The organism is Kitasatospora sp. NPDC059160, from assembly GCF_042755465.1.
Lineage (GTDB): Bacteria > Actinomycetota > Actinomycetes > Streptomycetales > Streptomycetaceae > Kitasatospora.
Genome location: NZ_JBHZCN010000067.1, coordinates 29,984 through 51,608, shown reverse-complemented (window position 1 = coordinate 51,608; position 21,625 = coordinate 29,984). Strand labels below are relative to the sequence as shown.

At 74.1% G+C, this 21,625-nt stretch carries 21 protein-coding genes; 6 read left to right on the top strand and 15 right to left on the bottom strand.

The window, feature by feature from the left end; translation table 11 throughout:
- Positions 1-255: 255 nt before the first annotated feature.
- The 8 genes from ACFXOZ_RS26570 to ACFXOZ_RS26535 form a co-directional block, all read right to left on the bottom strand.
- Positions 256-723, bottom strand: coding sequence for a hypothetical protein (locus ACFXOZ_RS26570; protein ID WP_375885925.1), 468 nt, complete (start codon positions 721-723; stop codon positions 256-258).
- A gap of 351 nt (positions 724-1,074) precedes the next feature.
- The gene (locus ACFXOZ_RS26565; protein ID WP_030287701.1) at positions 1,075-1,368 is read right to left on the bottom strand and encodes a TcmI family type II polyketide cyclase; all 294 of its coding nucleotides are present in this window, start codon (positions 1,366-1,368) and stop codon (positions 1,075-1,077) included.
- Between the two features lie 32 nt (positions 1,369-1,400).
- Positions 1,401-1,856 carry an SRPBCC family protein gene (locus ACFXOZ_RS26560; RefSeq protein WP_375885927.1) on the bottom strand — a complete coding sequence of 152 codons (456 nt, stop codon included), beginning with the start codon at positions 1,854-1,856 and terminating at the stop codon, positions 1,401-1,403.
- A gap of 1 nt (position 1,857) precedes the next feature.
- Positions 1,858-2,118, bottom strand: coding sequence for an acyl carrier protein (locus tag ACFXOZ_RS26555; protein WP_375885930.1), 261 nt, complete (start codon positions 2,116-2,118; stop codon positions 1,858-1,860).
- A 43-nt stretch (positions 2,119-2,161) separates the two neighbouring features.
- Complete coding sequence (locus tag ACFXOZ_RS26550; protein ID WP_380531176.1) at positions 2,162-3,403, bottom strand: beta-ketoacyl synthase N-terminal-like domain-containing protein; 1,242 nt, start codon at positions 3,401-3,403, stop codon at positions 2,162-2,164.
- A gap of 5 nt (positions 3,404-3,408) precedes the next feature.
- Positions 3,409-4,665, bottom strand: a complete 1,257-nt coding sequence (locus ACFXOZ_RS26545; RefSeq protein WP_375885935.1) for a beta-ketoacyl-[acyl-carrier-protein] synthase family protein — start codon at positions 4,663-4,665, stop codon at positions 3,409-3,411.
- Positions 4,662-5,105, bottom strand: coding sequence for a cupin domain-containing protein (locus ACFXOZ_RS26540; RefSeq protein WP_380531173.1), 444 nt, complete (start codon positions 5,103-5,105; stop codon positions 4,662-4,664). Before ACFXOZ_RS26540 ends, ACFXOZ_RS26545 begins: the two co-directional genes overlap by 4 nt.
- Before the next feature lie 32 nt (positions 5,106-5,137).
- Positions 5,138-6,304 carry a SchA/CurD-like domain-containing protein gene (locus tag ACFXOZ_RS26535; RefSeq protein ID WP_375885940.1) on the bottom strand — a complete coding sequence of 389 codons (1,167 nt, stop codon included), beginning with the start codon at positions 6,302-6,304 and terminating at the stop codon, positions 5,138-5,140.
- Positions 6,305-6,606: 302 nt separating this feature from the next.
- Here ACFXOZ_RS26535 and ACFXOZ_RS26530 point away from each other — a divergent pair, with 302 nt between their 5' ends.
- A complete protein-coding gene (locus ACFXOZ_RS26530) occupies positions 6,607-8,232 on the top strand; it encodes an FAD-dependent oxidoreductase (RefSeq protein WP_380593030.1) in 1,626 nt (541 codons plus the stop codon).
- A gap of 114 nt (positions 8,233-8,346) precedes the next feature.
- On the opposite strand, the gene ACFXOZ_RS26525 is transcribed toward ACFXOZ_RS26530, so the two are convergent.
- Positions 8,347-10,005 carry an APC family permease gene (locus tag ACFXOZ_RS26525; protein WP_375885944.1) on the bottom strand — a complete coding sequence of 553 codons (1,659 nt, stop codon included), beginning with the start codon at positions 10,003-10,005 and terminating at the stop codon, positions 8,347-8,349.
- Positions 10,006-10,460: 455 nt separating this feature from the next.
- Here ACFXOZ_RS26525 and ACFXOZ_RS26520 point away from each other — a divergent pair, with 455 nt between their 5' ends.
- Both ACFXOZ_RS26520 and ACFXOZ_RS26515 read left to right on the top strand, forming a co-directional pair.
- Positions 10,461-11,324, top strand: coding sequence for an EamA family transporter (locus ACFXOZ_RS26520; protein ID WP_380593029.1), 864 nt, complete (start codon positions 10,461-10,463; stop codon positions 11,322-11,324).
- Positions 11,325-11,415: 91 nt separating this feature from the next.
- Positions 11,416-11,667 carry a hypothetical protein gene (locus tag ACFXOZ_RS26515; protein WP_360237083.1) on the top strand — a complete coding sequence of 84 codons (252 nt, stop codon included), beginning with the start codon at positions 11,416-11,418 and terminating at the stop codon, positions 11,665-11,667.
- Between the two features lie 10 nt (positions 11,668-11,677).
- Here ACFXOZ_RS26515 and ACFXOZ_RS26510 read toward each other — a convergent pair whose 3' ends face one another.
- Both ACFXOZ_RS26510 and ACFXOZ_RS26505 read right to left on the bottom strand, forming a co-directional pair.
- On the bottom strand, positions 11,678-12,007 hold the full coding sequence (locus ACFXOZ_RS26510) for a hypothetical protein (RefSeq protein ID WP_375885950.1): 330 nt from the start codon (positions 12,005-12,007) through the stop codon (positions 11,678-11,680).
- On the bottom strand, positions 12,004-12,330 hold the full coding sequence (locus ACFXOZ_RS26505; RefSeq protein ID WP_375885953.1) for an SAV_915 family protein: 327 nt from the start codon (positions 12,328-12,330) through the stop codon (positions 12,004-12,006). The genes ACFXOZ_RS26510 and ACFXOZ_RS26505 overlap by 4 nt, the downstream gene beginning before the upstream one ends.
- A 413-nt stretch (positions 12,331-12,743) precedes the next feature.
- Here ACFXOZ_RS26505 and ACFXOZ_RS26500 point away from each other — a divergent pair, with 413 nt between their 5' ends.
- Positions 12,744-14,963, top strand: a complete 2,220-nt coding sequence (locus ACFXOZ_RS26500; protein WP_380593028.1) for an NADP-dependent isocitrate dehydrogenase — start codon at positions 12,744-12,746, stop codon at positions 14,961-14,963.
- Positions 14,964-15,084: 121 nt separating this feature from the next.
- Here the strand turns inward: ACFXOZ_RS26500 and ACFXOZ_RS26495 are convergent, their stop codons facing one another.
- Both ACFXOZ_RS26495 and ACFXOZ_RS26490 read right to left on the bottom strand, forming a co-directional pair.
- Positions 15,085-15,723: a YdcF family protein gene (locus ACFXOZ_RS26495; protein ID WP_380593027.1), complete on the bottom strand. Its 639-nt coding sequence runs from the start codon at positions 15,721-15,723 to the stop codon at positions 15,085-15,087.
- Between the two features lie 152 nt (positions 15,724-15,875).
- Positions 15,876-16,880: a cytochrome c oxidase assembly protein gene (locus ACFXOZ_RS26490; protein ID WP_380526071.1), complete on the bottom strand. Its 1,005-nt coding sequence runs from the start codon at positions 16,878-16,880 to the stop codon at positions 15,876-15,878.
- A 268-nt stretch (positions 16,881-17,148) separates the two neighbouring features.
- On the opposite strand from ACFXOZ_RS26490, the gene ACFXOZ_RS26485 reads away from it, so the two are divergent.
- Complete coding sequence (locus tag ACFXOZ_RS26485) at positions 17,149-18,108, top strand: NAD-dependent epimerase/dehydratase family protein (protein ID WP_380593026.1); 960 nt, start codon at positions 17,149-17,151, stop codon at positions 18,106-18,108.
- A 61-nt stretch (positions 18,109-18,169) separates the two neighbouring features.
- Here the strand turns inward: ACFXOZ_RS26485 and ACFXOZ_RS26480 are convergent, their stop codons facing one another.
- On the bottom strand, positions 18,170-19,384 hold the full coding sequence (locus ACFXOZ_RS26480) for an RNA polymerase sigma factor (RefSeq protein ID WP_380526068.1): 1,215 nt from the start codon (positions 19,382-19,384) through the stop codon (positions 18,170-18,172).
- Positions 19,381-19,752 (bottom strand): YciI family protein, encoded by a 372-nt coding sequence (locus ACFXOZ_RS26475; protein WP_375885966.1) that lies wholly within the window; start codon positions 19,750-19,752, stop codon positions 19,381-19,383. Before ACFXOZ_RS26475 ends, ACFXOZ_RS26480 begins: the two co-directional genes overlap by 4 nt.
- Before the next feature lie 272 nt (positions 19,753-20,024).
- On the opposite strand from ACFXOZ_RS26475, the gene ACFXOZ_RS26470 reads away from it, so the two are divergent.
- Complete coding sequence (locus ACFXOZ_RS26470) at positions 20,025-21,572, top strand: MFS transporter (protein WP_380593025.1); 1,548 nt, start codon at positions 20,025-20,027, stop codon at positions 21,570-21,572.
- Positions 21,573-21,625: the final 53 nt, after the last annotated feature.

Genomic DNA, 21,625 nt, shown 5'->3' with positions numbered 1-21,625 from the left:
CCGCCGGGGGAGCGGCGTGGGCGCGCGCCTGGTCCTCGGCGGGGCCGGTGTCCACCGAGTTGTAGATCAGCAGCAGGCCGACCGCTGCCGCGCCCATCCCGCCGCGCAGCAGCCTGGGCATTCCGGAGCCGGGACCGCCGGTCATCCGTGTCCTCCGCTCGAAGTGCTTCGTGGGGAGCCTGTTCCGCAACGGCCCGCCGCCCCCGTGCGCCCCGCCCGGGAGGGGGGAGCGCCCAGAGGCGGCGGTGGCGGACGTCAGACGGCTGCGGCGCCGGAGGTGCGACGGCCGCGGCGCAGCGCGATCGCACCGGCCCCGAGGCCGCCGAGCAGCAGCACCGCGCCGGAGGCGAGGCCGCCGCCGGACAGTGCCAGGCCGCCGCCGCCGGTGTGCACGCCGCCGTGCGGGGTGTGCTCCTCCTCCCGGCCGTCGGAGCCCTTGCCCTCGGAGCCCTTGTGCTCGCCGGAGCCCTTGCTGTCCGAGCCCTTGTGCTCGCCGGAGCTCTTGCCGTCGGAGCCCTTGCTGTCGGAGCCCTTGTGCTCGCCGGAGCTCTTGTCGTCGTAGCCCTTCGAACTGTCGGAGCCGCCCTTCTCGGGCTGCTTCTCCTGCCAGGTGAGGTTCTTGCCCTGGTCCGAGGAGGAGCCGTCGGCGAAGGCCATGGGGGTGCCGACGGTGAGGACGGCGGCGACGGCCGCTCCGGCGAGCAGCGTGCGTGCAGAACGCATGAGGATGATCCTTCCGGCGCGTGGGCCGCGACCGCCGGCACGGTGCCGGTCAGGGGACTCGCGAACAAGTGGCGCCTGATCCACCGTCAACCAGGGTGGGGCCGCCTGCCACCCGAGCGTGGCAGCTCCGGTACGGAGAGTGCGCCCTTCGGGTGGAGTCCGGGGCGTGTTCACCCGGGTGGCCCGGCGATCCGGGTGATTCGGATTCGAGGCGGGGTGGTAGTGGTGCGCGCACGCACCGGCCCGCCTGCGGCGTGGCGCACGCACGGGCCCGCCCCCCGCGTGGCGCGCGCATGGGCCCGCCCCCGGCGTGGTGCCGGGGGCGGGCCCAGAGCGGAGCGGGGACGCGGCTCAGCGGTCCCAGCGGTAGAACTCGCGCGCCATGGCGTCCTTCGGCTCGCGCCAGGTGGCCGGGTCGTAGGCCTGGACGAAGGCGGTCAGGCGGTCGCTGACGGTCCGGAACTCCGGGTGGCCGAGGACCTTGGCGACGGCCGGGCCCGGCGGGCGGTCGGCCTCGATCAGGTGCAGGTAGACGTCGCCGAACTGGAAGAGGCTGCGCCCGGTGACGCCGATCAGGTGCGGCAGTTCGCCGCGGTCGGAGTCGGCGAACACCTCGGCGATGTCCGGGGCGGCCTCGGGCTTCATCCGCGCGACGATCAGTGCGCGGTGGGCGCCGGTCACTGCTCGGCCGCCCGCTTCTCGACCTTCTCGCGGATCAGCTGCAGCTGGATCCGGGAGTTCTTGTTGATGTGGTTGACCATGCCGTCGTCGTCCACCGGCGCGGTGGGCTTCATCGCGAAGTCCTGGACCCAGCGCATCCGGGTGCCGGCCGGGACCTCGGCGTACTCCCAGTGGATCTCCATGAACTCGAACGGTCCGGGCTCGACCCGGCGGGCGTTGACCTCCAGCGACGACCGGTCGGTGGTGCGCTCGGAGACCCAGCTCCACACCTGGCCGTTCTCGTCGGGGTGCATGGTGAGCCGGAACTGCACCCGGTCGCCGTCGCGCTCCAGCACCTCGACCGAGGCGTACTCGCTGAAGAGGTCCGGCCAGTTCTCCAGGTCGTTGGTCATCTCCCAGACCAGGTCGAGCGGGGCGTTGATGACGATCTCGTTGTCGGTGTGTCCGGGCATCTCAGGCACCCGCCTTCGCGGCGAGGGAGGTGTTGACCAGCTCCAGGAACTCGGCCGGGGTCTTGGCGGACTCGGCGCCGGAGGTGACCTTGAGGCTGTGCCGGTTCTCCAACTCGCCGACGATGCCGAGGAGTCCGAGCGAGTCGACGCCGAAGTCGTCGAACTGCGCGCCCGGCTGCTCCAGGTCGTTCGGGGCGACGGTGACGCCGGCCCGGGCCTGGAGCAGGGCGGCCAGCTCGGGATAGCTGAGGGTGTTGCTCACGGGGTTCCCTTCGAGGAGGTCCAGTGGATCGGGGGTGCGGGGGTCAGGTCGGCTCCCCGCGGCGGAGCACCAGCGCGGAGTTGGAGCCCATCAGCCCGCGGCTGAGCACCAGCGCGGTGCGCAGTTCGGCCGGGCGGGCGCGGCCGGTCACCAGGGCGAGGTCGTGGCAGACCTCGGTGACGTTGGGGGTGGGCGGCAGCACGCCGTCCTCCATGGCGAGCACGGCGGCCGCGACGTCCAGCATCGGGGCGCCGCAGTAGGCCCGCCCGGTGCCGGCCTTGGGGGCGGTGACCGGGACGCGCTCGGCGGCCGGGCCGAGCGCGTCGACCAGCGCCAGGGCCTCGGCCCGGTCGGCGGCGGGGACGCCGAGCGCGTCCGCGAAGACCACGTCGATCTCCTCGGGCGCGATCCGGGCCTCGTCCAGCGCGATCCGGATCGCCGCGGCCAGTCCCTCCCGGGACTGCTCCCAGCGGGAGGCCCCGGTGAAGGTGGCGCCGTGTCCGGCCAGGTGGGCCCGGACGGCGGCGCCGCGCCGGCGGGCCGCCGACTCGTCCTCCAGCAGCAGCATCGCGCCGCCCTCGGCGGGGGCGAAGCCGCAGGCCTGCGCGGTGAACGGCAGGTAGGCGGCCTCCGGCCGGTCGGCCAGGCTCAGCTCGGGGTAGCCGAGTTGGCAGACCATGGAGTACGGCGCGAGCGGGGCCTCGGCGGCGCCGACCACCACGGCGTCGGTGCCGCGCTCGACCGAGCGGGCGGCGTGCGCGAGCGCGTCCAGGCCGCCGGCCTCGTCGCTGGCGACCACCCCGCACGGGCCCTTGTAGCCGCCGCGGATCGAGATCTGGCCGGTGCTGGCCGCGTAGAACCAGGCGATGGACTGGTACGGGCCGACGAACCGCGGCCCCTGGCCCCAGAGTTGCTGGAGTTCGCGCTGGCCGAACTCGCCGCCGCCGGAGCCGGCCGCGGTCACCACGCCGACCGCGAAGGGCCGTTCGGGATCGGGCCGGAACCCCGCGTCGGCCACCGCCAGGTCGGCGGCGGCCATCGCGTAGTGGGTGAAGCGGTCGGTCTGCACGAGGTAGCGGCTGTCGATCACCGACTGCGGCTCGAACTCCCGCACCTCGCCCGCGACCCTGAGCGGCAGCTCGGTGCAGCCCTCGCGGGATATCCGGTCGAGGACGCTCACGCCCTGCCTGGTGGCCTTCCAGAAGGCGTCGGCCCCGACACCGTTCGGTGCCACCACGCCGAGACCGGTGACGACCGCCCGGCGGCCCTGCTGACGTGACGTCATGGAACTCACCCCGTTCTGTTGAGCACGACGGCGGACTGGAATCCGCCGAATCCGCTGCCGACCGAGAGGATGTGGCTCAGCGGCAGCTCGCGCGCGGTGCGCGGCACGTAGTCGAGGTCGCACTCCGGGTCCGGAGTCTCGTAGTTGGCGGTCGGCGGCACCACGCCGTGGGCGAGTGCCAGGGTGCAGGCGACCACCTCGATCGCGCCGATCGCGCCCAGCGAGTGCCCGACCATCGACTTGATCGAGCTCATCGGCGTCTCGAAGGCGTGGCCGCCCAGCGAGCGCTTGACCGCGGCGGTCTCGTGCCGGTCGTTCTGCTTGGTGCCCGAGCCGTGCGCGTTGACGTAGTCGACGTCGCCGCGGTCGACCTTGGCGTGGTCGAGCGCGTGGTCGATCGCCCGTGACATCTCCAGCCCCTCCGTGGTGAGGCCGGTCATGTGGTAGGCGTTGCCGAAGGTGGCGAAGCCGCCGATCTCGCCGTAGATCCGGGCGCCGCGGCGGCGGGCGTGCTCCAGCTCCTCCAGCACCAGGACGGCGCCGCCCTCGCCGAGGACGAAGCCGTCCCGGTGGGCGTCGAAGGGGCGGGAGGCGTGCTCCGGGTCGTCGTTGCGCTCGCTGGTGGCCTTGATGGCGTCGAAGCAGGCGACGGTGATCGGCGAGATCGGGGAGTCGGAGGCGCCGGCGACGCAGATGTCGGCGCGTCCCTCCTCGACCGCCTGGAAGCCGTAGCCGATCGCGTCCAGGCCGGAGGTGCAGCCGGTGGAGACGGTCTGCACCGGACCGTGCGCGCCGACCCGCTCGGCCACCGCGGAGGCCAGCGTGCTGGGCGCGAAGGCCCGGTGCAGGTGGGGCTCGGCGTGCCGGTGGTCCACGTCCCAGCGCGCGCCGGAGGCGCTGACCAGGGCGTAGTCGTGCTCCAGCCGGGTGGTGCCGCCGACGGCGGTGCCGAGCGAGACGGCGATCCGCCACGGGTCCTCGGCGGCCAGGTCCAGACCGGCGTCGGCGACCGCCTCGGCGGCCGCGACCATCGCGAACTGCACGTAGCGGTCGGCCCGTCGGACCTCCTCCGGGCTCAGCCCGTGGGCGGCCGGGTCGAAGTCGCACTCGGCCGCGATCCGGGAGCGGAACCCGGCCGGGTCGAAGAGGGTGATGCCCCGGGTGGCGGTGCGGCCGGCCGTCAGGAGGTCCCAGAACGCGGGGATCCCGATCCCTCCGGGCGCGACCACGCCGATCCCCGTGACGGCGACCCGCCGTGTCACGAGGCCACCTTGGCGTGTTCCGGGGGGTCGGCGGGGGCGGACCCCCCGGCGCCGGAGGTCTCCTCGGTGCTCACGTGGCCCAGGTCGGGGCGGGGCGCGAGCGGGCCGCAGTGGAAGACCATCCGGGCCTCGGTGTCGCCGACGTTGCGGAAGCGGTGGCGCATGTTGATCGGGATCATCAGGCCCTGGTCGGGCTTGAGCGGCCGGGTCTCCCCGTCCAGGTCGACCTCCAGGTCGCCGGAGACGACGAACACGAACTCCTCGGAGTACGGGTGGTAGTGCTCGTTGATCCGCTCGCCGGGCCCGATGATGGCCAGGCCCATGAAGCCGCTGGTCGCCCCGCAGCTGGGCGGGGTGAGCATGGTGCGCAACAGGGCGCCGTGGCGGCGGTTCTCCGGGGCCTCGTCGACGTTGATGATCGGCGGGAACTGCGTGGTCATGATGGCTTTCCTCCGGGAGGGCTGGCCGGGTGTCAGTCGTTCTGCGAGCTGCGGTCGGTGACCGGGCTCATGGCGCGGGCGGCGAGGAACGCGCCCAGGCCCGCGGCGGTGCGCAGGTCCCCGGCGGGGCCGAGGTCGAGCAGGGCGGCCAGTTCGGCGGCCTCCTGGTCGCCGGCCACGCCGAGCGCGGCGGCGGCCTCGGCCTCGGCCGGCACCCGGAGGTCGACCAGGCGCACCACGGTGTCCTCGCGCTGGAAGACGATGGCCGCGGCGACCGGGCCGGTCGGGTCGGCGGTGGCGAGGTTGTCGTGGTCGAAGAGCAGCTCGGCGACGGCCGGCCCCCGGCCCGGGCGCACCGGGTAGAGCACGGCGTGCCGGTGCAGCCGCCCGGAGGAGGGGGAGCTGGCGATCGCCTGGTGCCGGGCGGGCAGCGCGGCCTTGGCGAAGAAGGCCCGGGCGGACTGCGGGTCGCCCAGCTGCCGGGCCTCCTCCAGGTACGGGTTGAGCTCCTCCTCGACCGCCCGCACCTCGGGCTGCATCGCCACGTGGCGCAGCGCGTCGCCGAGGTTGCCGACCACCTCGACCGCGCGCACCACCCGGTTGCCGTGCATGAACAGCGAGGTGCGGCGCAGCCGGGTGTGCTCGTCCACCTCGGCCCGGGGCGAGGTGTAGCCGGACAGGATCCGGGCCACCTCGGCCTCGCTGCCGGGCTTGACGGTGAAGGTCAGCGCGTGGCGCACCACGCCGTCCGGGCCCGGGTCGGCCCGCGGCGGGCCGACGTGCCCGGCGGGCTCGCTGCGCGGCAGGCCGGGCGGCACCTCCATCGGGGCCCTGGTGCCGGTGGACCCGGCCGCCGAGGTCTCGCGCAGCACCGCGTAGCGCAGCGAGCGGAAGTTGTCGCTGACGCAGCCGTGCATCGGCTTGACCATCTCGCGGTGGGCGGGGCTGTCCACCCACTGCAGGAAGGTCTCCTGGTCCTGCCACTCGCTGGTGATCAGCCACTGGCGGGGGTCGTTGATGGACTGGCACAGCTGGTCGCTGACATGGCCGGGCACCGAGGCCACCTGGTGGCGCAGTTGCTCGTAGACGTCGAGGAAACGCTGCTGGGCGCCGTCCTGGATCTCCAGCATCAGCACCACCCTCAGCCGGGTGTCGGATTCCTCGTGCTGCTTCGGCTGCGGTTCGGACAGAGTCGTCATGATTCACTTTCTGCTCTTGGCCGCACGCGGCGGGCCGTGGCGGCCGCGTCCGGCGGGTGCTCCCGGCTGGGGGAGGGCGGTGCGGTGGCGGTCGGCCCGGGGCGCTCGGCGCCAGGCCTGAGGTCGATCGTGAGCGGCCGACCGGGCGCGGCGCGAGATTTGCGGGCCATCCGGGCGAAGGGGCGGCACAGGCCCCCTCGGGCGGGGGATGGAAGAGCGGGGCCCGGCTGAGCGGGCCCGTCCAGGGCGGCGCCGAGTCCAGTCGCCGGGCCGCGGAATCCCCTTACAGGGTGGAGCAATTGATGAATCCGAAGGTGGACGAACGGGTGCCGGTCCTGATCGTGGGCGGCTCCCTGGTCGGGTTGTCGGCCTCGCTGTTCCTCGGTCGGCTGGGTGTCCGGCACCTGCTGGTCGAGAAGCACGCCGACACCTCGCACCACCCGCGCGGGCGCGGCAACAACGTCCGCACGATGGAGCTGTACCGGGTGGCCGGGATCGAGCCGGCGATCCGTGAGGCGGCCTCGGTGCTGGCCCCGAACCACGGCATCCTGCAAGCGCCCTCGCTGACCGGCGAGGAGCAGGAGTGGCTGTTCCGGGAGATCGACCCGGGCGGGCGGCTGGCCCGGTTCAGCCCCAGCTCCTGGTGCCTGTGCAGCCAGAACGACCTGGAGCCGGTGCTGCTGCGGTCGGCCCGCGACCTCGGCGCGGACCTGCGGTTCAGCACCGAGCTGACGTCCTTCGAGCAGGACGCCGACGGCGTCACCTCGGTGCTGCGCAGCCGGGAGACCGGCGAGGAGCGGGTGGTGCGCTCGGAGTACCTGATCGCCGCGGACGGCCCGCGCAGCCCGGTCCGGACCGGCCTGGGCATCGGCCGGACCGGCAAGGGCGAGCTGTTCCACAACGTCAGCATCACCTTCCGGGCCAAGCGGCTGGCCGACGTGGTCGGCGACCGGCACTTCATCGCGTGCTACCTGACCAACCCGGAGGCGGACGGCGCGCTGCTGCCGGTGGACAACCAGTCCGAGTGGGTCTTCCACGCGCCCTGGCACCCCGAGCACGGCGAGCCCCTGGAGGCCTTCACCGACGAGCGCTGCGAACGGCACATCCGCACCGCCGTCGGCCTGCCCGAGCTGGACGTCGAGGTGACCGGCAAGGCGCCCTGGCACGCCGCCGAACGGGTCGCCGAGCGGTACGGCGTCGGCCGGGTCCTGCTCGCCGGGGACTCCGCCCACGAGATGTCCCCGACCGGCGCGTTCGGCTCCAACACCGGCATCCAGGACGCCCACAACCTGGCCTGGAAGCTGGCCGCGGTGCTCTGCGGCTGGGCCGGGCCCGGCCTGCTGGAGACGTACGGGCAGGAGCGCCGCCCGGTCGCCGAGGTCACCGGCGAGCGCGCCTCGGCCCGCTCCGCCGAGCACAGCCACCCCGGCTACGCGGTCGTCCCCGGCGTCGGGCGGCAGGCCGGGGTGCTGTCGGTGGCGCTGGGCTACCGCTACCCGCGGGGCGCGGTGGTCGGCACCGACCCGCAGGGTGCGGTCGTCCCGGAGCAGTTCGAGTCGTCGGGCGAGCCGGGCAGCCGGGCCCCGCACCAGTGGCTGCTGTGCGCGGGCGTGCGGCTGTCCACGCTGGACCTGTACGAGCAGGCGATGGTGCTGCTCACCGACCCCGAGGGCGCGGCCTGGCAGCAGGGCGCCCGGCGGGCGGCGGACCGGCTGGCCGTCCCGCTGGATGCCTACCGGATCGGCGACGGCGCCGAGGACGACCTGGCGCCGGAGCCGGGCAGCGACTTCGCCGCCCTGCACGGGGTGGGCCCGGGCGGTGCGCTGCTGGTGCGCCCGGACGGCTTCGTCGCCTGGCGCTCGCCGGGGCCGGTCGAGGACCCGGAGGCCGAGGTGGAGGCCGCGCTGCGGGCGGTGCTGGACCTCTGAACCTCTGACGCACGCGGACGGGCCCGCCGGTCGTCACGACCGGCGGGCCCGTCCTGTCAGGTCCCAGGCGTCAGGGGTCAGGAGTCTCGGGGGTCACAGGGGGTGCTCAGGCGGTCAGTGACCGCCCGCGTCGACCACCTCGACGTCGGCCACCTCCCGCTCGATCTCCTCGGCGGGCAGCGCCACCCGGATCGCCCAGTAGTAGATCGCCAGCGCGAACACCGAGACCAGCGCCATGTCGTACCAGAGCGGGATCAGGCCGGTGCCGTTGCCGAAGCCGCCCTGCCAGGAGATCAGGCCGAGGCCCAGCAGGTAGACCGGCAGCCACTGGGCGGCCTTCCAGTTGAGCCGCGGCGCGTTGGGCAGGCGGTTCTTGATCGCGTAGGCCGCGTAGCCGCCGAGCAGGGCGTAGCCGAGCACGATGGCGATGCCCAGGCGGGACAGGGTCTGCCAGCCGGCCCAGTAGATGATCAGGCTGGCGACCACGAAGGAGACCGGGGAGATCACGCCGCCCAGCGGCAGCCGGTAGGAACGCTCGCGGTCGGGCAGCCGGCGGCGCAGGGCGCCGAAGGCCAGCGGGGCGCCGGCGTACATCAGCACGCTGGCGGAGGTGATGAAGCCGACCAGCTGCTGCCAGCTCGGGAAGGGCAGGAAGCAGATCACGCCGGTCACGAAGGACAGGATCAGGCCGAACCACGGCACGCCGTTCCGGTCCAGCTGCTCGAACTTCTGCGGCGCGTAGCCGTTGCGGCTCAGGCCGTAGGAGATGCGCGAGGTGGAGGTGGTGTAGATCAGGCCGGTGCCGGCGGGGGAGATCACCGCGTCGACCTTGAGCACGTAGTACAGCCAGCCGAGGCCGACCAGGGTGGCCAGGCCGGCGAACGGGCCGTCGATGCCGGGGAAGTCCAGCTTCGCCCAGCCGTTGGCGAAGGCGGTGACCGGCAGTGCGCCGATGAAGACGACCTGCAGCAGGGTGTAGATCAGGGTGCCGATGGCGACCGAGCCCAGCACGGCGCGGGGGATGTCGCGCTTGGGGTTGCGGCTCTCACCGGCGATCTGGATGGCCTGCTCGAAGCCGAGCAGGGCGAAGATGATGCCGCTGGTGCTGATCGCGGCGAGCACGCCCTTGGCGCCGAACGGGGCGAATCCGTGCGAGGTGAAGTTGGAGGCGTGGAAGCTGGTGATCGCCAGCATGAAGATCGTGAGCAGAGGAACGAAGATCTTCAACCAGGTGGCGATGCTGTTGGTCCGGGCGAGGACCTTCACACCGAGGAAATTGACCGCGACGAACACCGCCATCAGCATGGTCGCGACAATGAATCCGCTGGTGGTCAGGGTGCCGTTGGTGTGCTGCAGTCCGCTGGCCCAGGGCACGTCCTTGGCGTAGCCGATCATGGCCTCGACCTCGATCGGTGCCACGGTGGCCGCCTGGAGCCAGGAGAACCAGCCGAAGGACATGCCGGCCAGGCCGCCGAAGGCGTAGTGCGGGTAGCGCGCGGTGCCGCCCGAGACCGGGAAGAGCCCGCCGAGTTCGGCGTGCACGAGCGCGAGCAGCACGATGCCGACGGCGCCGATGCCCCAGGAGATGACGGCCGCCGGCCCGGCGGCGGTGACGGCGCTCTTCGCGCCGAAGAGCCAGCCGGAGCCGATGATCGAGCCGACCGAGGCCCACATGAGGCCGATGAGTCCGACGTGGCGCTTGAGCGACCGGTGTGCGGTCCCGGTGGTGCCGGAGCTCTGGTCGGGCGGCGAGATCTGGTTGAGGGAAGCCATGGATGATCTCTCTGTGTGTGGGGGCTCCGGGGTGGGCGGAGCGCGGAGAGTTGCCACACAGTAGGGCTATTCATAGACCTCTGCACAGATTCCATTGCTGAATGTTTACTTTCTTTGCCAGATATCCGTGCAGGTAGGGGGCCGTCTGTTCATGGGCGTGTTACGTGACTCGCGAGTAGGTTCAGTATTTGAGCGGCAATTGAGCTTCGCCGTCCGGTCCGGCAATATGGATCACCCACTCGTTTATGGGAATGACGTGAACCGCATAGCCATGCCGCCGGAGGCGCGGCGTAGGCTTGTTCCGTGCGTTTCGTGATCCTGCCGCCGCCGGTCCGCTAGCGGGCGGCGCACCGATCGGACCCGGCCGGGAGGCAGCGCCCCCGGCGCCGGGGCGATGACCGCCGCCCGCGTACCCCGCGGACCTGAACCGGCGAGCCATCGTGGAGTACCGACGCATGACCTCCTGCACCGCCGTGCCGTTCCGGCACGGCCTGTTGTCCATTTCCGCCGCCGCCGTCGCCTGGGGGGCGGGCGGAGCCGTGGCCGCGCTGCTGATGCGCACCAGCGGGCTCGGCCCGGTGGCCGTCTCCTGCTGGCGCTTCGGCGTCGCGGCGCTCTGTCTGGCACTGCTGCCCTCGGGGGCCGGGCGGGCCTCCGGCGGCGGGCGCGGCTCCGCCGTGCTGACCGGCCTCGGGCTGGCCGTCAGCCAGTGCGCCTACTTCGCCTCCGTGCACTGCGCGGGGCTGGGGCTGGGCACCCTGGTCACCATCGGGGCGGGGCCGGTGCTCACCGGCCTCGGCGGGCACCTGCTGCTCGGCGAACGCCTCACCGGGCGGGCGGTGGCCGCCGTCGCGCTCGCCCTCGGCGGGCTGGCCCTGCTGGTGGCGTCCCCGGCCGCCGGGCCCCGGCCGGTGCTGGGCGTCGGCCTGGCGGTGGTCGCGGGCGCGGGCCAGAGCGGGCTGACCCTGTGGGCCCGGGCCGGCGGGTCGGCCCGGGCCGACCGGGGCGCCTTCGTCACCGGCCTGCTCTGCCTGCTGCCGTTCGCGGCCTTCCAGGACGTGCTGCCCAGCACCGGGCAGCCGGCGCTGACCGGGGGAGCGCTGCTGTTCCTCGGGACGGTGCCCACGCTGCTCGCCTACCGGTGGTACTTCTCCGGGCTGACGGCCGTCCCGGGCACCACCGCCTCGGTGCTGGTGCTGCTGGAGCCGGCCACGGCGGCGGTGATCGGCGTGCTGTTCCTCGGCGAGCCGGTCACCGCGGGCCTGGTGGCCGGTTCGGCGCTGCTGCTGGCCGCGATCGCGGCCCTGGCCCGCGCGTAGCGGGCGGCGCGGGCGGCGTGGCGCGGCGGCGTGCACCCGGGCGGGCGAGCTGTGGTCGCCGGGGGCGCGCCGCCGTGCTGTCGTGGGCCGCATGATGACCTCACGCGCGGCCCGGGTGGCCGTCACGACCGCGACCGCCGTCCTGCTCGCCGCCGGGGCCGCGGCCCCCACCGCCTCGGCGGCGGGGGCCGCCCGGCGCGACGTCACCGCCGCCACCTGCCGGGCCGCGGGCGGGCACGTCGAGGGCAGCGGCTACTGCGTGGACGCCGGTGGGGTGGACGCCTGGGGGGCGGAGATCGACGGCCAGGCGGTCAACCCGAACCCGCGCCCCGGGTTCGAGTGACCCGGCCGGTTCACGGCACCGGCCGGAGCGTCACCGGCGCCGGGGTCAGCGCCCGCAGCACCAGGTCGATCCTGACCTTGGCGGCGCCGGCCCGGTGCAGGGCGGCGGCGACCGCCCGCAGCTCCTCCGGCCCCGTGCAGGCGAGCCGCAGCTCCAGGTCGGCGTCCCCGGCGAGTGCCAGGCCGCTCTGGACCGCCGGGAACTCCGCCGCCAGCCGGTCGAAGTCCAGCGGCACCGGCCCGTGGCTGATCCGGGCGATGGCGTGCAGCGCCCGGACCTGCTCCGGACGGCCCGGAGCGGGTTCGAAGCCGTCCGGGACGAGCTGTAGCGGGGCCGTCACCGGTGCTGGAGGCGGGCGGTCGGGGTCGCGGTCGGGGCCGTGCCGGGGGCGGCCCCGACGGTGGCGGGGGTGGTGACCGGCGGGGCGACCAGCCCCGGGTCGAGCACCAGGGTGTCGACGCCGAGCGGCCGGGTGAGGTTGCGCAGCGCGGCCTCCCCGAGTTCGGTCCAGGCCTGGTCCGGCCCCAGGAGGGCGGCGAGGGCCTCGGGGCTGGAGAAGCCGACGGCGCAGCGGACGCCGTTGCGCATGCGGAAGAGGCGGAGGGCGGCGGTGCTTCCGGTGCCGGTGGTGGTGACCGGAACGTGCCAGACGACGCAGGCCATGCGGATGCTCCCGAGTGGGGTGGTGGTTGCTGCCGGAACTGCTCGTCCCGACGCTAGGCCGGGTCCTGCCGGACCGCGCCGGTCCTGACGCAGCGTTGACCGAATGGGGTGGTGCGTTGACGCACTCCTGACACCCGGCTCACCCGATTGGACTACACCAGTCCCGCGTCGGCCCGAACTCGGCCCGAACGGTGTCGTACAACCGCCCCAACCCCGCCCGTCCCGTACGGCTCCGGAGCGCTCCGCTTGCCGTGCGCCGCGCACCGGACCACGGTGGATCCGGCCGCCGGTCGCGCCCCGCGCGGGCTCCCGGATCCGACCGGCGCGCGCTCCGGGGCGGGGGGAGGTGGAGAGTGGGGCCCGGGACGAGATATCTTGACGTCAAGACGTTGGAGACGTGAAGCGGAGTTTCGATGACTGACTCGACCATCATCTATACGCACACCGACGAGGCTCCGGCCCTGGCGACCTACTCGTTCCTGCCGGTGGTCCAGGCGTACGCCTCGACGGCGGGCGTCCGGGTGGAGACCCGTGACATCTCCCTGGCCGGGCGGATCATCGCCAGCTTCCCGGAGCGTCTGACCGAGGCCCAGCGGATCGGCGACGCCCTGGCCGAGCTCGGCGAGCTCGCCAAGACCCCGAGCGCCAACATCATCAAGCTGCCGAACATCTCGGCCTCGGTGCCGCAGCTCAAGGCCGCCATCGCCGAGCTCCAGGCCCAGGGCTACGCCCTGCCGGACTACCCGGACGAGCCGCGCACGGCCGAGGACGAGGACGTCCGCGCCCGCTACGACAAGGTCAAGGGCAGCGCCGTCAACCCGGTCCTGCGCGAGGGCAACTCGGACCGCCGGGCCCCGCAGTCGGTCAAGAACTACGCCAAGACCCACCCGCACCGGATGGGCGCCTGGAGCTCCGACTCCAAGACCAACGTCGCCACCATGGGCGAGAACGACTTCCGCTCCACCGAGAAGTCCGCCGTGATCGCCGCCGACGGTGCCCTGCGCATCGAGCTGGTCGGCCAGGACGGCGCCACCACCGTGCTGCGCGAGAAGGTCCCGGTGCTGGCCGGCGAGGTCGTCGACGCCTCGGTGATGCGCGCCGCCGCCCTGAACGACTTCCTGGCCGCCCAGGTCGCCCGGGCCAAGGCCGAGGGCGTGCTGTTCTCGGTGCACCTCAAGGCCACCATGATGAAGGTCTCCGACCCGATCGTCTTCGGCCACGTCGTCCGCGCCTTCTTCCCGCAGACCTTCGCCCGCTTCGGCGACGCGCTGGCCGCGGCCGGCCTGAACCCGAACAACGGCCTCGGCGGCATCCTGGCCGGCCTGGACGCGCTGGAGAACGGCGCCGAGATCAAGGCCTCCTTCGAGGCCGAGCTGGCCGAGGGCCCGGCCCTGGCCATGGTCGACTCCGACAAGGGCATCACCAACCTGCACGTGCCGAGCGACGTCATCGTCGACGCCTCGATGCCGGCCATGATCCGCACCTCCGGCCACATGTGGGGCCCGGACGGCCAGGAGGCCGACACCCTCGCGGTGCTGCCGGACAGCAGCTACGCCGGCGTGTACCAGGCCGTCCTCGACGACTGCCGCGCCCACGGCGCCCTGGACCCGGCCACCATCGGCTCGGTCCCGAACGTCGGCCTGATGGCCCAGAAGGCCGAGGAGTACGGCTCCCACGACAAGACCTTCGAGATCGCGGCCGCCGGCACCGTCCGCCTGGTCGACGCCGAGGGCAACGTGGTGCTGGAGCAGGCCGTCCAGCCCGGCGACATCTTCCGCGCCTGCCAGACCAAGGACCTGCCGATCCAGGACTGGGTCAAGCTGGCCGTCACCCGCGCCCGCGCCACCGGCGACCCGGCCGTGTTCTGGCTGGACGCCGAGCGCGCCCACGACGCCGTGCTGATCGAGAAGGTCAAGGCGTACCTGCCGCAGCACGACACCACCGGCCTGCAGATCGAGATCAAGTCCCCGGTCGAGGCCACCAAGTTCTCGCTGGAGCGCATCCGCCGCGGTGAGAACACCATCTCGGTCACCGGCAACGTCCTGCGCGACTACCTGACCGACCTGTTCCCGATCCTGGAGCTGGGCACCAGCGCCAAGATGCTGTCGGTCGTCCCGCTGATGGCGGGCGGCGGCCTGTTCGAGACCGGCGCCGGCGGCTCCGCCCCGAAGCACGTCCAGCAGCTGGTCAAGGAGAACTACCTGCGCTGGGACAGCCTGGGCGAGTTCTTCGCGCTGGCCGCCAGCTTCGAGCACCTGGCCTCCACCACGGACAACGCCCGCGCCCAGGTGCTGGCCGACACCCTGGACCGCGCCACCGGCACCTTCCTCAACGAGGACAAGTCGCCGAGCCGCCGCCTCGGTGGCATCGACAACCGCGGCAGCCACTTCTACCTGGCCATGTACTGGGCCCAGGAGCTGGCCAAGCAGACCGCCGACGCCGAGCTGGCCGAGGCCTTCGACGCGCTGGCCAAGGCGCTGACCGAGCAGGAGAAGGCCATCGTGGACGAGCTCATCGCCGTCCAGGGCTCGGCCGTCGACCTCGGCGGCTACTACCAGCCGGACCCGGCCAAGGCCGCGGCCGTGATGCGCCCGTCGAAGACCTTCAACGAGGCGATCGCCAACCTCGGCTGACACCCTTCGGGTTGACGCACCGGGAGGCCCCCGGGACCGCTGCGGCGGGCCCGGGGGCCTCCTCGCATCTCCACCGGGCCCGCCGGGCCGCCGGACCGGGCGGCGGGCGCCCGTGGCCCGGTCAGGCCAGGCCGAGCACCACTCCCGCCCCGGTCAGCAGCAGGACGGCCGCGCCGTTGGCCCGCGGCAGGGCGAGCGCGGTGCCGACCGCCTCGCGCAGCAGCTGGTACGGGCCGTGGGCGAGCGGACCGTCCGCGCTGAGCACCCGCGCGGGGGCGCCGGCCCGGCGCGTGGCCAGGGCGGAGCGGACGGTGTGGAAGCCGCTGGTGATGACGGCGCAGCGGTAGCCGGGGTGCTCGGCGGCCATCAGGGTGGCGCTGAACCGCAGGTTCTCGGCGGTGTTCACGGCCCGCTCCTCGCGCCGGATCCGCTCGGCCGGGACGCCCCGGGCGACCAGGTAGCGGGCCATCGCGCCGGCCTCGGTGCAGTCCTCGTGCGGGCCCTTGCCGCCGGTCACCAGCACCAGCGGCGCGTGCCCGGCGGCCTCCTCGGCGGCGAATCGTTCCAGCGCGGCGTCCAGCCGGGCCGCCAGGGTCGGCGCGGGCTCGCAGCCGTCCAGCGCGGCCCCCAGGACCACCAGGTAGTCGGCCCCGGCGGGCACCGGGCGGCGGCGCTGGAACAGCGCGCAGCCGAGGAAGCCGAGCAGCCAGAGCAGGACGTACCCGCCGAGCAGGACGGCGGGGAGGAACAGGGCGTGCATACCCCTCGAACGCGCCCGGGGGAACGACCGTTCCACGACATGACGGAGCCCACGTCCTCCGGGGGCGTGGGCTCCGGGGAGGGCGTGGGCTCCGGGTGTTCCGGGCGGGCCGGGTGTTCTGGGCGGGCCGGGCGCTGCGGGCGGGCCGGGGCTCAGCCGGCGTCGGCCGCCGGGGTGGCGGTGGGCGCGGCGGCCGGGGCGGCGGCCGGGCGCTGGCCCTTCTTGTGCAGCGAGGCCAGGTAGGCGTTGTACGCCTCCAGCTCGGCGTCGCCGGTGCGCTCCTCGGAGCGGTCCCGGCGGCGGGCCTGCCGCTGCTCGGAGCCCATCCACTGGTAGACCAGCGCGATCAGCACGATCGCGGTCGGGATCTCGCCGAACGCCCAGGTGATGCCGCCGGCCAGCTTCTGGTCCTCCAGCAGGTCCGTGCCGGGTGGTGCGCTCTGGACGGTGAAGGTGGTCACCAGCGGGTGGCTGGCCATCATCACCGCCACGCCGAAGAAGGCGTGGAACGGCATCCCCATGAACAGCTCGATGATCCGCATCACGTGGCCGGGGCGGTGCGGGCCCGGGTCGACGCCCATGATCGGCCAGAAGAAGGCCAGACCCGTCATGAGGAAGTGCACCATCATGAAGATGTGCCCGAGGCGGTACTGCATCAGGAAGTCGAACGCGGGGGTGAAGTAGACCCCGTACAGGCTGGCGATGAACATCGGGATGGTGAACGCCGGGTGCGAGATCACCCGGACGTACCGGCTGTGCAGCAGCGCCACCAGCAGCTCGCGCGGACCGCGCGGCCGGCCCTTGCCCGCCGGGCGCAGCGCGCGCAGCGCCAGCGTGATCGGGGCGCCGAGCAGCAGCAGGATCGGCGTCAGCATGGACAGCACCATGTGCTGGATCATGTGCGCGCTGAACAGCACCATGCCGTAGTCGTTCAGCCCGCTGCAGGTGACCAGCAGCAGGCTGGCGACGCCCGCGACCCAGCCGACGACCCGGCCGACCGGCCAGCGGTCGCCGCGCCGGTACAGCCGGACCACGCCGGTCAGGTACAGCGCCAGCGCGACCAGGCCGCCGAGCAGGAACACCCAGTCCGGGGACCAGGTCCAGACGTTGGAGAGGGTGAACGGGCCTAGTGGGGTCATCCCGCCGTGGTGGTGCATTCCTGACATTCCGTCGCCCATCGGCGGGTCCCGCTTTCCGTCATTGTGGTCCCCACTGGGGGTCCGGTTCGCCCGTTTTGCTTGGCATACAGCCTAGGTGGGCCTTACCCCGGGCGTGCCGCCGCCCCCTCCGTACGGGTGGCCCGGCCGGTGGGCGGGGTGGTGGGCGGGGTGGTGTCGGGCCGGTGGGCGGGCCGGTGTCGGGCGAGGGTTCGGGTGGGCCGGGCGTCGCTAGACTGACCGGCCGGTCGGCAGGGAGGAATCAGGCATGGCGGCGGCACAGCGGCCCGTGGTCGCGCTCACCGGGGCCACCGGGTTCATCGGATCGGCCGTACGGGAGGCCCTCGTGGCGCGCGGCGTGCCGGTGCGGGCCCTGGTGCGCGGGGAGCCCGTCGCGGACGGGCACACCGCCTGGGTGCCCGGCGACCTCGCCGACCGCTCCGCGCTGGACGGGCTGTGCGCGGGTGCGGGGGTGCTGCTCCACCTCGCCTCCCAGGTCACCGGCGGCGAGGAGGAGTGCGCGGCCGTGAACGACCGGGGCACGGCGGCCCTGATGGCGGCGGCCACCCGGGCCGGGATCGGGCGGATCGTTCACCTGTCGACCACGGCGGTGTACGGCGGGGGCCCGCACACGGACCTCGGGGTCGGCGGGGCGCCGACCGCGCCGCTGTCGGCGGCCAGCCGCACCCGGCTGCTCGGCGAGGGGCACGCCCTCGCCGCCGGTGCCGCGGTGCTGCGCCCGGCCCTGGTCACCGGGACGGGCGACCGTTGGGTGGTGCCCGCCCTGGCCGAGCTGGCCCGCAGGGTCCCGGGCCGCTGGGCGGGCGGCGCGGCCCGGCTCTCCCTGGTGGACCGGACCGACCTGGCCCGGCTGATCACCGGGCTCGCCCTGGACGCCCCGGAGCGGGTGACGGGCGTCCACCACGCGGCCCACCCGGACCCGGTCCGCAGCGGCGAGCTGCTCGACGCCCTCGCCGGGTTCGGCCTGCTGCCCGCCCAGGACGGCCCGGCGCTGACCTGGGCACAGTGCCGCCGACGGCTCGCCGCCGTGCCGGGCCCGGTCTCCGAGCGCCAGTTCGCCATGGTCGCCCGCGACCACTGGTACCGGAGCGACGCGGTCTGGCGCCTCGCCGCCTGCCCGCCCGGCCCGGGCCCGCTGGCCCGCCTCGCCGGGGCGGCGCCCTGGTACCGGACGGCGCTGGGGCTGCAGGGCGTCGCAGGGTCGTAGGGCGGGTCGGGGTCGTAGGGCGGGTCGGGGTCATAGGTCGGGTCGGGGCCGCAGGAGCGCGTCAGGGCTGGAGGCGGCGGGCCCGGGCCTCCAGGAAGCGCTGCTCGGCGAGGCTCGCGGTGGCCTTGGCCGCGCGGCGGTAGTGGTCGTACGCGGCCGCCCGGTCGCCGGAGCGTTCCAGCAGGTGGGCCCGGACGGAGAGCAGCCGGTGGTGGTCGGCCAGGCGCCGGTCGGCGTCCAGGGTGGCGAGCAGGTCGAGGCCGGCCCGCGGGCCGTTCAGCTCGGCGAGGGCGACGGCGCGGTTGAGGGTGACCATCGGGTTGGGGGCGATCCGCTCCAGGATCAGGTAGAGCGCGTGCACCTGGGCCCAGTCGGTCCGGTCCGCGGTGGCGGCGTCGGCGTGGGTGGCGGCGATGGCGGCCTGGAGCTGGTACGGGCCCAGGGCGGGGCCGGCCAGGGCGGCCTTGGCGAGGGCGGTGCCCTCGTCGAGCAGCGGGCGGTCCCAGCCGGTGCGGTCCTGTTCGGCCAGCGGGACCAGGTCGCCGGTGGCGGTGGTGCGGGCGGCCCGGCGGGCGTGGGTGAGCAGCATCAGGGCGAGCAGCCCGGTCACCTCGGAGTCCTCGGGCAGCTGGGCGTGCACGATCCGGGCCAGCCGGACGGCCTCCTGGGCGAGGTCGGTGCGGTGCAGCTCACTGCCCGAGGAGGCGGTGTACCCCTCGTTGAAGATCAGGTAGAGCACGTGCAGGACGACCCGCAGCCGTTCCTCGCGCTCGGCGCCCTCGGGGAGGGCGAAGGAGCTGCCGGCGGCCCGGATCCGCTGCTTGGCCCGGCTGATCCGGGCCGCCATGGTGGCTTCCGGCACCAGGAAGGCGCGGGCGATCTCGGCGGTGGTCAGGCCGCCGACGGCGCGCAGGGTGAGCGCGGTCTGGGAGGCGGCGGTGAGCGCCGGGTGGCAGCACAGGAACAGCAGCACCAGGGTGTCGTCGGTGTCCGGCACGTCCTCGGGCAGCACCTCGGCGGCCGTGGTCGCGTGCTCGCGCTCGCGGCGGGCGCGGTCGCTGCGGATCCGGTCGACCAGCCGCCGGGAGGCGACCGTCACCAGCCAGCCGCGCGGGTTGTCCGGTACGCCCTCCTCGGGCCACTGCACGGTGGCGGCGAGGACGGCCTCCTGGACGGCGTCCTCGCAGCCCTCGAAGCGGTCGTACCGTCGTACCAAGGTGCCGAGGACCTGCGGCGTGAGTTCACGCAGCAGGCCCTCGAAGTCCGGTGCCGTCATGCCTCCAAGTGTCCGTCGGAGAACATCACCTGGCGCACCTCGACGCCCAGCCCCTCGATCGCCGCGTCCGGGATCCGCGCGGCCAGTTCGACGGCCCGCTCCTTGTTGTCGCAGTCGAGCAGGTAGAAGCCGCCCAGGAACTCCTTGGCCTCCAGGTACGGGCCGTCGGTCACCACCGGCCGGCCGTCCCGGACGGTGACCACGGCGGCCTGCGACGGGTCGACCAGCGCCTGGGTGAGGATCAGTTCGCCGGAGGCCTTCAACTCCTCGATGAACGCGCCGTGCCCGGCGCCGATCGCGGCCTTCTCCTCGTCGGTCAGCGCGTCCAGCACGGCCGGGTTGATGTGCAGGCTGATCAGGAACTTCATCGCGTCCTCCTCGTCGTGGGCGGGCCCCGTGCGGGCCCCTCGACCGTACGGTCGGAGCCGGGGCCGCCGTCTTGACATCCCCGTCGGAGAAATCTCCCACGGGTTTCGTCGCCCCCCTCGGGTCTCTCCCATCCGTCGGGTCTCTTCCCGTCCCTCGGGTCTCTTCCCGTCCCCCGGTGCTCCGACGTCAAGAAGTCCCCGGCCGCTCCGACCGACCGGTGCGAGGAACCCGGTGCGGGGAACCCGCGACGAGAGACGACGAGGAGCACGCGATGAGAGCCGACCGGGCCCGGCTGGGGCTGGCCCTGCTGATGCTGCCGACCCTGGTGGTCGCGATGGACATGACGGCGCTGCTGCTCGCCCTGCCGAGGCTGAGCGCGGACCTGGGCGCCTCCGCCGTCGAACAGCTGTGGATCAGCGACGGCTACGGGCTGATGGTGGCCGGGCTGGTGATCACCATGGGCACGCTGGGCGACCGGATCGGCCGTCGACGCCTGTTGCTCATCGGCGCGGCGGCCTTCGCGGTGCTGTCGGTGGTCGCCGCCCTCGCGGTCGACCCGCTGATGCTGATCGTGGTCCGGGCCCTGCTGGGCGTCGCCGGGGCCACGCTGGCACCGTCCACGCTGGCGCTGATCACGAACATGTTCCGGGACGACCGCGAGCGCGGACGGGCCGTCGCCGTCTGGGCGACCTGCCAGTTCGCGGGCGGTGCGCTGGGGCCGGTGCTGGCCGGACTGCTGCTCCGGTCCTTCTGGTGGGGGTCGGTGTTCCTGGCCGCCGTCCCGGCGATGGCGCTGCTGCTGGCCGCCGGGCCGTTCCTGCTGCCCGAGTTCCGCGGCGGGGAGGTGGGGCGGCCGGACCCAGCCGGGGTCGGGCTGTCGCTGGCGGCGGTGCTGCTGGTGCTGTACGGCGTCAAGCAGTTGCCGGTCGGGGGCGCGACCGGCGTCCCGGCGGCCGCCCTGCTGCTCGGCACCGGCGTCGGCTACCTCTTCGTCCGGCGTCAACGGGGGCTGGAGCAGCCGTTGTTGGACCTGGGACTGCTGCGCAACCGGCTGTTCGCGGCGGTGCTGGTCTCGCTGGTGCTGGCCGGGACGGCGATGGCCGGTACCGGACTGCTGGTCACCCAGTACCTCCAGAGCGTGCTGGGCCGCTCGCCGTTCGCCTCGGCCGTGCTGTTCGCGCCGATGGGCCTGGCGGTGGCGGCCGGCACCCTGGCCGCGCCGCGGCTGCTCGGCCGGGTGCGGCCGACCACCGCGATCGCCGGCGGCCTGGCGCTCTCGGCGCTGGGCGCCCTGCTGCTGGTCGCCGTGGACGGGGGTGCGGGCTCGCTGCCGCTGGTGATGACCGGCAGCGCGGTGCTGGCGCTCGGCACCGGGCCGCTGTTCGCCCTGGGCACCGGGCTGGTCCTCGACTCGGTGCCGCCGGAGCGGGCGGGCTCGGCGGCGGCGATGTCGGAGACCGGCAACTACCTCGGCGGCTCGCTCGGCTTCGCGGTGCTCGGTACCGTCGCCGCGGCGGTCTACCGCGACCGCACGGGCGGCGGCCCCGACTCGCCGGCCGCCGCGGTCGAGGCGGCCCGGCACCTGCCCGCCGAGCAGGGCGCCGCACTGCTGCGCGGCGCGCGCTCGGCGTTCACGGCCGGGCTGCAGGTGAACGGCCTGATCGCCGCCGCACTGTTCGCCGGGCTCGCGCTGCTGGCCCTGGCGGTGCGGCCGGCGGTACGGCCGGCGGGGGGAGTGGCCGGGGAGACGGCAGGGGAGGGGGCCGTGGAGGAGGCCATGGAGGAGGCCGGGGAAACGGCCTCTACCCGGCCCGGGTGAACGGCCGGTGCGGGGGCGGCGGTGGTGTCCGCCGCTTCCCGGCGGGCGGTAAT